This window comes from Mesorhizobium sp. M1A.F.Ca.ET.072.01.1.1 (assembly GCF_004023325.1).
Classification (GTDB): Bacteria; Pseudomonadota; Alphaproteobacteria; order Rhizobiales; family Rhizobiaceae; genus Mesorhizobium.
In genome coordinates, this window is record NZ_RZSF01000200.1 from 1 (window position 1) to 12,441 (window position 12,441).

A 12,441-nucleotide genomic window follows, 5' to 3' on the forward strand; every position below is an offset into this window, starting at 1 on the left:
AAGCCGAGCCTGTCATGCAGATGCAGCGGCAGCACGGGCAGCGCCAGGCCGATGAGCAGGAAGCCGGCAAAGACCGCCGCCATGATCGGCAGCAATCTCGCCATCGTCCGGCTTTCGTCGGCTGCAGTGTCCGTCGCGACCATCGCCGGCGCCTAGACCTCGAGCATGACCTTGATGGCGCGCCGCTCGTCCATGGCGCGGTAGCCCTCGGCGACCTCAGTCAGCGGCAGCTTGAGGTCGAAAACCTTGCCGGGCTTGATCCTGCCCTTGAGCACGCGCTCCATCAGCTCGGGCAGGAAGCGGCGCACCGGCGCCGGGCCGCCGAGCATGCGCTTCTGGCCGAAGAACAGTTTCTGGCCGTCGAAGCTCACGCCATGCGGCACGCCGACATAGCCAATGGTGCCGCCGGGGCGCGAGCAGGCCAGCGCCTGGTCGAAGGATTCGGCCGTACCGACGCATTCCAGCACCGAGTCCGCGCCGACGCCCGCAGTCAGTTCCTTGATGCGGGCGATGCCTTCCTCGCCGCGCTCGGCCACGATGTCGGTCGCGCCGAACTCGCGCGCGAGTTTCTGGCGGCTCTCGTGCCGGCTCATAGCGATGATGCGCTGCGCGCCCATCTCGCTCGCCGCGAGCACGCCCATCAGGCCGACGGCGCCGTCGCCGACGACGACAACGGTCGATCCTTCACGCACCTCGGCCGCATCCGCCGCATACCAGCCGGTGCCGAGCACATCCGAGACGGCCAACAGGTCAGGCACCAGGTCGGCCGGCGGAACCTCGGAAGTCGCCACCAGGGTGCCGTCGGCCAGCGGCACGCGGGCGTAAGGCGCCTGCGCGCCCGACATGAACTCGCGTTGCACGCAGGAGGACTGGAAGCCGAAGCGGCAATGCGGGCAGGTGTTGTCGGAGAGGCAGAAGGAGCCGACGACGAACTGGCCGGGGCGCACGTTGCGCACTTCCGCGCCGACCTCGACGACGATGCCGCAATATTCGTGGCCCATATGCATCGGGCGATCGATCGGCTGCAGCCCGCGATACGGCCACAGGTCCGAGCCGCAGATGCAGCTCGCCGAGAGCTTGATGATGGCGTCCGTCGGGCGAAGGATCTTCGGGTCCTCGATTCCCTCGCAGCGGATATCGCCGGGCTTATGAAGAACAGTTGCGAGCATTTTGCTTTCCTTTTCGTTCGATCGGTGATCAGGCGCGGTAGTCGGCGTCGCTGACATGTTCCATCCAGTCCACGACCTTGCCGTCCTTGACCTCCTGGAGGGCAATGTGGGTCATGGCCGTCTCGGGCGACGCGCCGTGCCAATGCTTCTCGCCGGGCGCGAACCAGACGACGTCGCCGGGGCGGATCTCCTCGAGCGGCCCGCCCTCGCGCTGCACGCGGCCACGGCCGGAGACGACGATCAGCGTCTGCCCCAGCGGATGCGTGTGCCAGGCGGTGCGGGCGCCGGGCTCGAAGGTGACCTGCGCGCCCTGCACCCGGGCGGCATCGAAGGGATTGAAGAGCGGATCGATCCGGACCGTGCCGGTGAACCAGTCGGAAGGCCCCTTGCCGGACGGCCTCGTGCCAGCGCGAAGAATGTCCATGGTGATCTCCTTTGCGTTCTCACATGCGTTCGATGCGCAGCGGGAACTCGCCGCGTATGTGCAGGGCCTCTTCGCCCCCGTCGAAGCGGCCGAGCCTGATCAGCCCGGGATGGCGGTAGTCGGCGTAGAACATGGCCAGATTGCCCCAGGGCACGAAATAGCAGAGGTCATAGGGCTGCTCGTTGCCGAACGGGCCGCTGCCCTCTTCGGTCAGCTTGCGCGGCAGATAGGCGATCTTCTCGTTATGCGCGTAGTCGTCGATCGTGAGATCGAGCGGCAGCATGGAAAAGAAATCGCGTGCCGAAGGATTGTCGTAGAGCGTGGCCGTCATGGTTCGGCCATCGAATGTCATTCTGATCTTCATGTCGGCGGGTTCCTGGCTGGCCGGGCCCCTGCCCTGCTGGCTGCGGGCGCGCCGCGGCAGGAGCGTTGATGCGAGCGCGGCGCCGAGCAAAATGCGGCGGCTGAGCGTGGGACGGTCGGTCGTCATGGCACGGCCCTCCCGCCCATGCGCGATGCGGCGAACGCGGCGAGCGCCGATCCGCAAAGCAGCGCCGCGCCGAAGGCAAAGGCTCCCCACCAGCCGACCGTGTCGAAAAGCGTGCCGCCGATCGCGGCGCCGCCGGTAATGGCAAGCTGGATGACGGCCACCTGCAACCCGCCGCCGGCCTCCGCGTCTTCAGGCAGCGTGCGGCTGAGCCAGGTGCCCCAGCCGACGGGCGCGGCCGTGCCGAAGAAACCCCAGACGAAAAGCAGCAGGGCCGTGGGAAGGGGTATTGCGCCGAGGGCGATGAGCGCGAGCGCAAGCACGGCCATGACCAGCGGAATGACGATCAGGATGCTGAACAGACGCGCGCGCAGCAGCCGGCCGATGCACCAGGTGCCGCCGACGCCCGCGAGCCCCATGACCAGCAGGATCGCCGAAAGCGTCGCGACGTCGACCTGGGTGACCCTTTCGAGGAAGGGACGCAGATAGGTGAAGAGCGCGAACTGGCCCATGAACAGCATCATGACCGATGCCATGCCGATGGCGACCGGAGGACGGCCGAGAAGAGCCAGGCTGTTGCCCGGCCGCTTTCGCCGGCGCGGCGGGAGCGGTGGCAGGCTGAGCCACTGCCAGACGAGCGCCAGGAACCCGAGCGGCACGACCAGGAAGAACGCGCCGCGCCAACCGGCATAGGCCCCAAGCAGGCTGCCCAGCGGCGCGGCAATGGTGGCCGCGACGGCGTTGCCGGCGTTCAGCATGGCGAGGCCCTTTGGGACCTGCTCCTCGGGGACGAGGCGCATGACGATCGCGGTCGACATCGACCAGAAGCCGCCGATCGCCATGCCGAGCAGCGCGCGGCCGGCCATCAGGAACGCGTAGTTCGGGGCGAAGGTGACGGCAAGCCCGGACGCGATGAGAAGCACGGTGAAGCCGGTGACGACCAGCCTGCGATCGATGCGGCGCGTCAGACCGGCGACCAGCAGGCTGGTCACGACAGCGAAAATGCCCGAAATCGAGATCGCCTGGCCCGCCCGACCCTCGGTGATACCGAGATCGGTCGCGATCGGCGACAGCAGGCTGACCGGCATGAACTCCGAGGCGATGAGCACCGAAACGCAAAGCGCCATCGAGAGCACCGCGCCCCGCATGGCGCGGTCTTCGACAAGCCTTGTGTCGTAAGTGGTTTCCATTCGTGGGCATCCTTGCAAGCGGGGCGCCGGAATCGCCACGGCCGCCGCGACCTGCCCGGAAGATATTGCAGTGCAACCAATTCGATTAGAGCCGATAATCCGTATGGACTTATCGACCTGTGATATAAATCGACCAGGAGGTTCAACATGCAGCGCGGCGACATGAAAGATTTTCTGTGGTTCCTGGCTGTCGCCCGGGAGCGCAGCTTCACCAGGGCAGCAGCGGAACTCGGCACGTCACAGTCGACGCTCAGCCACACCATCAAGCAGTTGGAAGCCCGCCTCGGCGTTCGCCTGCTTACGCGCACGACGCGAAGCGTGGCGCCGACGGAAGCCGGCGAGCGGCTCTACCAGTCGCTCGCCCCACGCTTCGAGGAGATCGAGGCCGATCTCGCGGGTCTGGTCGCCTTCCGAGACAAGCCCGCTGGCACGGTACGCATCACGCTGTCCGACCATGCGTTGCAGACGACGGTCTGGCCGAAGCTCGAGCCGATGCTCTGCGACTATCCCGACTTGCGCGTCGAGCTCTACAGCGACAACGGCATGCGCAACATCGTGGAGGAGCGCTTCGACGCCGGCGTGCGGCTTGGCGAGAGCGTCGACAGGGACATGATCGCGGTGCGGATCGGCCCCGACTGGCGGCTGGTGGCCATCGCCTCGCCGGAGTATTTCTCCCGCCGCCCAGTCCCGAGGATACCGCAGGATCTCGTCGGGCATGACTGCATCGGCCTGCGGCAGGCGACGTTTGGCGGGCTCTATGCCTGGGAGTTCGAGAAGAAGGGCCGCGAGCTTCGGGTCCGGGTCGATGGCCAGCTGACCTTCAACTCGACCCTGCCGATGATCGATGCGGCGCTAAGCGGCTACGGCATCGCTTATGTCCCGGAAAACCTCGTCAGCCGCCACATCGCGGACGGGCGGCTGACGCTCGTGCTCGATGATTGGAGCCTGCCCTTTCCGGGCTATCACCTCTATTATCCGAGCCGGCGGCAGCTTTCTCCGGCGATGGCAGTCGTCGTCGAGGCGCTTCGGCATCGGAGTTGAGCCTGGGGCTGGGGGCGGCACGAGCGCCCAGCGCCTGGACGCCCATTGCAGGCTGAACTCGGCAATGCCCGACAAAAGATGCTTGACTCGCCCTGCCCCTTCCGGACAATTGCGTTGTCAGACATCTTACATACGAGAGGGAGGTTTCGTGAGGAGATTGATCGCTTGTTTCGCGCTGGCTGCCGGCGCGCTCGCATTCGTGTCGGCAGCGCGAGCGGGAGAAACCCTGGATCGCGTCACATCCAAGAAGGCCATGGTGGTCGCGACCAACAGCGGCTGGCCGCCGCAGAGCTTTCTCGACGAAAGCAACCAGTTGGTGGGGTTTGATATCGACGTCTCGAAAGAGATCGCCAAGCGTCTGGGCGTGGAGGTCAGCTTCGAGACGCCCGACTGGGCCACAATGACCGGCGGCCACTGGCAGGGCCGCTACGACCTCGGCGTCGGCTCGGTGACGCCGACCAAGGCCCGGGCCAAGGTGATCGATTTCGCCGGCATCTATTATTACAGCCCTTATGTTTATGTGGTCCACAAGGACAGCAAGGCGAAGTCCGTGAACGACCTGAACGGCAAGGTGATCGGTGTCGAAACCGCCACGACTTCGGAAGATTTCATCCGCCGTCAGCTGGAGATCGACGCTCCCGGCCTTCCGCCAGTCGAATACAAGCTGCAACCCGGCGAGATACGGACCTTTGCCGATTCCATGCTGCCATTCGACGATTTGAGACTTGGGGACGGCGTGCGGCTCGACGCAGTCATCGCTCCCGAGCAGACCGCCCAGAACGCCATAAAGAACGGGTATCCGCTGCGCATCCTTGAGGGCGACTACGCCTTCCGCGAGCCGCTGGTGGTGATCGCGGACAAGGGTGACGCCGAGTGGACCACCAAGGTCGGCGGCATCATCGACGAGATGAAAAAGGACGGCACGCTCGCCACGCTGACCACCAAATGGTACGGCAAGAACTACAGCGCCGACTGACGTTCTTCGCGGGCGGCTTTCAAGGCCGCCCGCTCTCATGCGATTCATCATGACCTATCCCGATACTTACTATCGCCGCACGCTTGCCGACGAGAAGGTCAGATCACCTTTGGCCGGTCTGGCCGAATGCGACACGGTCATTGTCGGCGGCGGACTGGCCGGTCTGACGACGGCGCTGCAGCTGGCCCGCGCCGGGCGCGAAGTCGTCCTGCTCGAAGCCGAGCGCGTCGGCTTCGGCGCCTCGGGCCGCAACGGCGGCTTCGTCAGCCCCGGCTTCGCCACCGGCAGCGACAATATCGCCGCGATGGCCGGCACCGCGGCGGCACAGAAGCTGCACCGATTGTCGATCGAAGGGGTCGAATTCGTGCGCCAGACGATCAAGGATCTCGACATCAAGACGGCAAAGCCTCGCCCCGGAATTATCGGCGTGCTTCGCCATGACGGCGGCGCCGAACTGAAGGCCCACGCCGAACGGCTGGCGCGGGATTTCGACTATCCGCTCGAATATCTCGAGCGTGACCAGGTGCGCGCGGTGCTGCAGTCCGAGCGCTACTATCAGGGCCTGCGCGACGCCAACGCCTTCCACATTCATCCGCTCAACTATCTGCGCTCCGTCGCCGAGGAGATCGAGCGGCTGGGCGGCAGGATCCACGAGGCGTCGAGCGCCGTCGAGGCGAGACTCGACGGCCCGCAAAAGACCATGCGCACAGCAAACGGCGAAGTACGCGCGCGGCAGGCGGTGTTCGCCACCGGCGGCTACACAGGACGGCTGCTCGGCCAGTTGAGGCGGGCCATGTTGCCGATTGCGACCTATGTGATGCTGAGCGAGGAGGCCCCGGAGCTCATCGCCAGCGCCATCGCGACGACCGACGGCATAGGCGATAGCCGCCGCGCCGGCGACTACTACCGCGCCGTGGAAGACGGGCGGCGGCTGCTCTGGGGTGGGCGCATCACCACGCGGGCCGCTTCGCCGGCGGCGCTGGCCAGGGAATTGCGCCGGGAGATGGTCGGAACCTATCCTCAGCTCGCTGCGCTCAAGACCGAACTCGCCTGGTCGGGGCTGATGGCCTACGCCCGGCACCTGATGCCCCAGATCGGACAGCTGCAGCCAGGCGTCTGGTATCTCACGGCGTTTGGCGGCCATGGCATCAACACCACCGCCATGGCCGGCAAGGTGGTGGCCGAGGCGATACTCGGCCAGTCGGACCGTTACCGGCTGTTCGAACGGTTCGGACTGACCTGGGCGGGGGGGCCGGTCGGGCTTGCCGCGGCGCAACTCACCTATTGGAAGCTACAGGCGCAAGATTGGTGGCGCGAACGCCCCCGCTGACCACAGGGAGATCGACAGGTGATCGGCAGACTGCTGCTCAATTATCCGGACGCCGCGCGTCGCATCGGCATGTGCCTGGCGCTCGCCGCGTTCGCTGCAGGCCTCTACGGGCTTGGCATCAAAGCCGACTGGATCGGCAAACTGGTTCCGAGCTCCCTCGAATGGCTTGCCGCCAATCCCGCGGCAGCGCGAGGCGTTTCGGCGGTGCTGATCGCGCTGATCGCGGCGGCCAACTGGAAAGCCCTGCAGCAACTCGGGCGCAAACAGCAGATCGTGGCGGTGTGGATCGAGCTGTTCGTGCTGCTGATGCTGTTCTTCTATTCCTTCGACCTGTCGTTCTCTTTCATTGCCAGGAAGATCGGCTTCCTCGTCTCGCAGGGCGTGGTGACGACGCTCTACATCTCCGCCATTTCGATCGCCATCGCCACGGTCATCGCCTTCATCGGCGCCATAGCCAAGCTCTCCAAGAACGGCGTCGTCTATGGCCTGGCAACGTTCTACACCTCGCTGTTCCGCGGGCTGCCGTTGCTGATGCAGATCTACATCATCTATCTCGGCCTGCCGCAGGTCGGCTACGTGATCGGGGCCGTGCCCGCCGGCATCATGGCGCTGTCGCTTTGCTACGGCGCCTACATGACCGAAATTTTCCGGGCCGGCATCGAAAGCATTCCGCGCGGCCAGACGGAGGGCGCCACCGCGCTTGGCCTCAGCCCCAACCAGACGATGTTCCTGGTGATCCTGCCGCAAGCGATGCGCGTCATCGTTCCCCCGACCGGCAACCAGTTCATCGCGATGCTGAAGGATTCCTCGCTGATTTCGGTGGTCGGCGTATGGGAGATCATGTATCTGGCGCGCACGCAGGGCCAGACCGAGTTCCGGCACATCGAGATGCTGATCACCGCCTCGATGATCTACTGGCTGCTGTCGATCGGGCTCGAATTCCTGCAGTCCCGCATCGAGGAACGGTTCGGGCGCTCGCTGAAGCGCTGAACTTCAGTGCGGCATTCCCTCCTGGGGGAAGCCGCCGAGATGGCAGCAGGTCAGCGCGGCGCGATCGCGGCCGCTTTCGAGACATTGCAACAGCGGCTTTTTGGCCAGCCAGGCGTGGAGAAAGCCGGCAATGAAACTGTCGCCGGCGCCGGTCGTGTCGACGACCTCGACCGGACGGATGCCGGTCTCGGCGCGCTCGCGGGCAGTGAACGCCATCGACCCCTCGGCACCGCGCATGACGACGGCGCAGCCTGCGCCGCGCGACAGAAGATCCGCCGCCATCGCCGCCGCGGCACCATAGGGTTCGCCGGTCGAGCAGAAGGCTATGCTCAGGCCCTCGACGCCGAGATTGGCCGGATCGGCGTTGACCGAAATGTCCTGCGAGACGCTGACGCCTGCCCGCGACAGGCGCCTGCGCAAGGCGCCGCCGTCATCCAGCCAGCCGATATGGACGTGATCCATCGCCTCCAGGATCGCAAGTTCGGCCTCGTGCGGCGCGTATCCGGCGCAGGCGCCGAAATCCTCGGCGGCGATCAGCCGCTCACCTGACGGCAACACTTTGATGTCGGTCCAGGCGGTGTTGCGGTCGCCGACGCGCAGGTGGTCGACCACGACCCGATTGGCTTCGAGCTCGGCGCGGGTGCGCTCGCCTTCGGCGTCGCGGCCGACGGCACCGAAATAGAAGCTCCTATTGCCAAGCCGGGCGAGCTGGACGGCGACGTTGAGCGCGTTGCCGCCGACCAGCGAGCGCCCGATCGGCAAGCCGAGGCGGTCAGTGCAATTGTCGCCGACGGCGGCAAATCGAAATTGAGCCGTCATATCCCCCTCTGCTACGCCATGAAGCGCTGCCGCTAAAGGCACGCGCTCAATAGGCTACGCGTTTATAGTAGCGGCGCGTCGTCAGCGGGTGGTTGCGGATCACCTCGAGATGAGCGCTGACGCGTTCGAGGGCGGTGGCCAGCACGACCGGCGAAACCAGCGCGCGCACGTCCGCAGAAATGCCGGGCAGTTCGAAGGCGGCCGTGTCGAGCACCGTCGTCTTGTCCGTGTAGTTAGCTGCGAAATTCTCGACCCGCTCGGCCAGCGGCCGGGCGCTGTCCTCGCCCTTGAAGAGAACAACGCTCACGTCTTTTTCCACCAGTTCCAGCGTGCCGTGGAAAAAATCGGAGGCATGCACCGGACGGGTCCGGATCCATTGCATCTCTTCCAGGATGCACATGCCGTAATACCAAGCCTGCGGCCAGACGTTCCCGGCGCCGGTTATGATGTGATAGTCGGAGGCGGCCAGGTTTTGGGCGAAGTCGGCGGCTTGCTTTTCATAGCTCCGCTTCACCTCCAGCAGCAATCGCGGCAACTGCGCCAACTCGGCGAAAATCCGCTCGGATTCGGCCAGCTCGCCGCGATGCTTCAGCACCGAAAGCGCAAAGAACAGCGACTGGAGGTAGAAGGACTCGCAGGAGGTGTCGTCTTCAGCGAAGTTGACGAAGACGTGGTCCCCGCCCCTGCCGAGCGGCGTCTCCTCATGCCCAACCAGCGCGATCACCGTCGCTCCGATCTCCTTGATCCTAGCCAGCAGCGCCACGCTTTCCTTGGTAGTGCCCGAGAGCGAAGGCAGCACGACGATCGACTTCTCGGTCAGGTGCACGGATTGGGCAAGCTGCAGCTCGGCAGTGATATCGACGAAGGCGGGAAAGCCGGACCGGCGCTGCAGCAATTGCGCGGCCGGATGCATCAGAATCGCCGCGCCGCCGGTGCCAAGGAAGAAGATGTTTTGTGCCCCGCCGGCGAGACATCGCGCAACGGCGGTTTCGATGCGCTCCCGCAAAGCCACCGCCCCCGATTGAATGCGTACAAATCGGGCTTCGTCGAAATTGAGCATCGTTCCCTCGATCGCTTCTGTTGTAAGACAACTGACATCTCCATGAGGGCATTTCAAGAGAAATCTTGCGGACCGGCTCCGGTCCATTTGGGTGTGCAGCATGTGAAGCGGCACGACATGCCCCGCTTGACCTAGCCGCGATTGTCCGACAACAAAAGGAGAGTTGGCACAATGGGGATAACGGACTTGGACGAGCCGCTTCGCGATGCGCGCACATTGGCGGTCCAGCTCCGAGACCGCCTTGCCGACCTGATCAGAAGCGAGGGGCTCAAGCCCGGCGACCGGCTGCCGACCGAGTCGCAGTTGACGCAGCGCTTCCGCATCTCGCGCCCTGCCCTGCGCGAAGCGCTGAAACTTCTCGAACAGGACGGCGTCATTTCCGTCACCCACGGCCTCGGCCGCTTTGTCACGGCGAGCTCTGCCGTGCAGGTCGACCGGCCGATCACGATGTTCGAAAGCGTGACCGACATGTCGCGCCATTATGGCTACGACACCATCAACAAGGTTCTGTCGATCGCCGAGGAAACGCCCGATCCGGTGATCCAGCAGCAATTGCGGCTGGCCGACGGAGAGCGCGTCATAAGGCTTGAACGGCTGCGGCTGCACAACGACGTGCCCCTGATCTACTCGCTGGATTACGTGCCGCGCGGCCTTTTACCCGGCCGCCTTTTCGACATCGAATGGAGTGGTTCGCTGCTCGCGCTGTTGGAGAAAAACCGCCATCAGCCGCGTATGTCGGCCGCCTCGGTTTCAGCCGTGACGCTGCCGGACGAAATCGTGCAACGCAACGACCTGCGCGATTTTGGGCCGGCGCTGCTCATTACGGAAACCTGTTTCGATGCGACCGGGACACCGGTCGTCTATGCCGCTGTCTATCATCGCGGCAGCCATTTCGCCTTCAGCTTCGCACGGCGGTGACGCCCAACGCCGGCGAGTTGGGCCGGCGACGGCGGTGTTCGCCGGGCGCTGCCGCATGGGAATTCAGTTCGAGAATAGCCTTCGAATAGGTCCTCTGGTTCACGCGTCCTTTTCTTAGGCCCTGGCCAACGCTCTGAGATCCCATTCCCTGTCCGGCAGTCGCACGCTGCGCGTCTGGCGGCGTGTTGGCGCTCATTTGCTTGTCGCCCTCGATCGAGACCGTCACCTCCCCGCCGGATCTCGAGAGCGCGTAGAGCTGTTCGCGGTGGCCCGGCAAGGAGAAGCTCATGGAATCCCGGTCGGCGGGCGCATCTGGCTTGCCGCAAACCTACGCCCGACGAGCCGCCTATCCCGGATCCTTAATTAGATTGCGCTCAGTCTCTAAATGGCATATAGATTTCGTACGCAATCTAAATATGGAGGCCGATCATGCGCGTGAGCCGCATTCAGGCTGAGAAGAACCGGCAGACCGTGATCGACGTGGCCAGCCGCCTTTTTCGGGAACATGGGTTCGACGGCATCAGCCTCAAGGATCTGATGAAGGGTGCGGGGCTGACCCAAGGCGCCTTCTACAAGCAGTTCGCGTCGAAGGAGGACTTGGTCGCACAGGCTTCCAGACGGGCGGTTGAGAGTACGGCTGCCCGATGGGCGACGGCGACCGCAGCCAATCCCCGCGATCCGCTTGGGGCGGTGATGGCATTCTACCTCAGCATGGGCCATCGCGAGCAAAGGATCGACGGCTGCCCGGTCGCGGCGCTCGGCTCGGATGCCGCCAGACAGGGGGCCGACGTGAAAGGATCGTTCGAAGCCGGCATCAAGCAGTATCTCGAAATCATCGGCCGGTTGATCGCCGCGACCGATGGCGAAGAGCCCAACAGCAAGGCCATGGCCATTCTTTCGACGATGGTCGGCGCGCTGACGTTGTCGCGCGTCGTCAACGACCCCGACCTCGCTCAGGCCTTTCTGGATGCGGCCACCGAACAGGTTCGCGACGCAGTCACGGCTTGAACGGCGCGGGACTGACGACCGGGATTGATAGGAGAATAGATGCGACGGATCGTTGTAACGGGCATGGGCGCGGTCACGCCGCTTGCGGCGGATGTCGAGACGTCCTGGTCGCGTCTCCTGGCCGGCCGCTCTGGTATCCGCAGGCTTGCGGACGAGGTGGTGGAAGATTTGCCGGCGAAGATCGGCGGCGTGGTTCCTTCCCTGGAGGATGATCCCCAAGCCGGCCTCGATCCGAACGGTTTCCTGGCGCCGAAGGATCAGCGCAAGGTCGACCGCTTCATCCTGTTCGCGCTGGCCGCTGCGGAAGAGGCGCTTGCCCAGGCGAGATGGAAACCGGCCTCGGAAAAGGATCGGGTTCGCACGGCGACGATCATCGCTTCCGGTGTCGGAGGTTTTCCCGCCATCACCGAGGCGGTCCGGACCGTCGACCAGCGCGGCGTTCGGCGCCTTTCACCGTTTACGGTGCCGTCTTTCCTGGTGAACCTCGCGGCTGGCCACATCTCGATCCGCTACGGCTTCAAAGGCCACATCGGCGCACCGGTAACCGCATGCGCCGCCGGCATCCAGGCGATCGGCGATGCGGCTCGCATCATCCGCGCCAATGAGGCCGATATCGCTTTGTGCGGCGGCACCGAGGCATGCATGAACACGGTCAGCCTGGGCGGCTTCGCAGCGGCACGCTCGCTTTCGACCTCCTTCAATCACCGCCCCGATCAGGCTTCTCGTCCGTTCGACATGTCGCGGGACGGGTTCGTCATGGGCGAAGGCGCCGGCATCCTGGTCATCGAGGAATTGAGCCATGCGCTGGCGCGCGGCGCGAAACCGCTCGCCGAGGTCGTCGGCTACGGCACCACGGCGGATGCCCATCATGTCACTTCCGGCCCCGAGGATGGCGATGGCGCGCGACGTGCGATGGAGATCGCGATTGCCCAGGCCGGCATCTCGCCACGCGAGATCCGCCACCTCAATGCGCATGCGACCTCCACGCCGGTGGGCGACCTGGGAGAAATCGAAGCGATCAAAAGGGTC

At 65.0% G+C, this 12,441-nt stretch carries 14 protein-coding genes and 1 pseudogene; 7 read left to right on the plus strand and 8 right to left on the minus strand.

Features of this window, described 5'->3' with window-relative positions:
- The 5 genes and pseudogenes from EOA32_RS40055 to EOA32_RS23925 all read right to left on the minus strand — a co-directional run.
- A pseudogene (locus EOA32_RS40055) lies at positions 1-143 on the minus strand (arabinose transporter); the annotation flags it as partial.
- A gap of 9 nt (positions 144-152) precedes the next feature.
- The gene (locus tag EOA32_RS23910; RefSeq protein ID WP_128373055.1) at positions 153-1,169 is read right to left on the minus strand and encodes a zinc-dependent alcohol dehydrogenase family protein; all 1,017 of its coding nucleotides are present in this window, start codon (positions 1,167-1,169) and stop codon (positions 153-155) included.
- A gap of 28 nt (positions 1,170-1,197) precedes the next feature.
- The gene (locus tag EOA32_RS23915; RefSeq protein WP_128373056.1) at positions 1,198-1,593 is read right to left on the minus strand and encodes a cupin domain-containing protein; all 396 of its coding nucleotides are present in this window, start codon (positions 1,591-1,593) and stop codon (positions 1,198-1,200) included.
- Positions 1,594-1,612: 19 nt separating this feature from the next.
- Positions 1,613-2,083: a cyclophilin-like fold protein gene (locus EOA32_RS23920; protein WP_095778932.1), complete on the minus strand. Its 471-nt coding sequence runs from the start codon at positions 2,081-2,083 to the stop codon at positions 1,613-1,615.
- Positions 2,080-3,270: an MFS transporter gene (locus EOA32_RS23925; RefSeq protein ID WP_095778933.1), complete on the minus strand. Its 1,191-nt coding sequence runs from the start codon at positions 3,268-3,270 to the stop codon at positions 2,080-2,082. The genes EOA32_RS23920 and EOA32_RS23925 overlap by 4 nt, the downstream gene beginning before the upstream one ends.
- Before the next feature lie 147 nt (positions 3,271-3,417).
- Between EOA32_RS23925 and EOA32_RS23930 the strand changes: the two genes are divergently transcribed.
- The 4 genes from EOA32_RS23930 to EOA32_RS23945 all read left to right on the plus strand — a co-directional run bounded on the left by EOA32_RS23930 (position 3,418) and on the right by EOA32_RS23945 (position 7,607).
- Positions 3,418-4,311, plus strand: coding sequence for a LysR family transcriptional regulator (locus EOA32_RS23930; RefSeq protein ID WP_128373057.1), 894 nt, complete (start codon positions 3,418-3,420; stop codon positions 4,309-4,311).
- Between the two features lie 148 nt (positions 4,312-4,459).
- Positions 4,460-5,287 (plus strand): transporter substrate-binding domain-containing protein, encoded by an 828-nt coding sequence (locus EOA32_RS23935; protein WP_245418747.1) that lies wholly within the window; start codon positions 4,460-4,462, stop codon positions 5,285-5,287.
- A gap of 49 nt (positions 5,288-5,336) precedes the next feature.
- Entirely contained in the window at positions 5,337-6,617 is a 1,281-nt protein-coding gene (locus EOA32_RS23940) for an FAD-binding oxidoreductase (RefSeq protein WP_128373058.1), read from the plus strand.
- A gap of 18 nt (positions 6,618-6,635) precedes the next feature.
- Positions 6,636-7,607 carry an amino acid ABC transporter permease gene (locus tag EOA32_RS23945; RefSeq protein ID WP_066993007.1) on the plus strand — a complete coding sequence of 324 codons (972 nt, stop codon included), beginning with the start codon at positions 6,636-6,638 and terminating at the stop codon, positions 7,605-7,607.
- A gap of 3 nt (positions 7,608-7,610) precedes the next feature.
- On the opposite strand, the gene EOA32_RS23950 is transcribed toward EOA32_RS23945, so the two are convergent.
- Both EOA32_RS23950 and EOA32_RS23955 read right to left on the minus strand, forming a co-directional pair.
- Positions 7,611-8,426: a PfkB family carbohydrate kinase gene (locus tag EOA32_RS23950; protein WP_095831996.1), complete on the minus strand. Its 816-nt coding sequence runs from the start codon at positions 8,424-8,426 to the stop codon at positions 7,611-7,613.
- Positions 8,427-8,472: 46 nt separating this feature from the next.
- Entirely contained in the window at positions 8,473-9,486 is a 1,014-nt protein-coding gene (locus EOA32_RS23955; protein ID WP_128373059.1) for an SIS domain-containing protein, read from the minus strand.
- Positions 9,487-9,672: 186 nt separating this feature from the next.
- Between EOA32_RS23955 and EOA32_RS23960 the strand changes: the two genes are divergently transcribed.
- Positions 9,673-10,404, plus strand: coding sequence for a GntR family transcriptional regulator (locus EOA32_RS23960; protein WP_095828805.1), 732 nt, complete (start codon positions 9,673-9,675; stop codon positions 10,402-10,404).
- Here the strand turns inward: EOA32_RS23960 and EOA32_RS23965 are convergent.
- Entirely contained in the window at positions 10,385-10,693 is a 309-nt protein-coding gene (locus tag EOA32_RS23965) for a hypothetical protein (RefSeq protein ID WP_128373060.1), read from the minus strand. The genes EOA32_RS23960 and EOA32_RS23965 overlap by 20 nt on opposite strands.
- Before the next feature lie 140 nt (positions 10,694-10,833).
- Between EOA32_RS23965 and EOA32_RS23970 the strand changes: the two genes are divergently transcribed.
- Both EOA32_RS23970 and EOA32_RS23975 read left to right on the plus strand, forming a co-directional pair.
- A complete protein-coding gene (locus tag EOA32_RS23970) occupies positions 10,834-11,412 on the plus strand; it encodes a TetR/AcrR family transcriptional regulator (protein WP_128373061.1) in 579 nt (192 codons plus the stop codon).
- 39 nt (positions 11,413-11,451) lie between these two features.
- On the plus strand, positions 11,452-12,441 hold a 990-nt coding region (locus tag EOA32_RS23975; protein WP_128373062.1), incomplete at its 3' end, for a beta-ketoacyl-ACP synthase.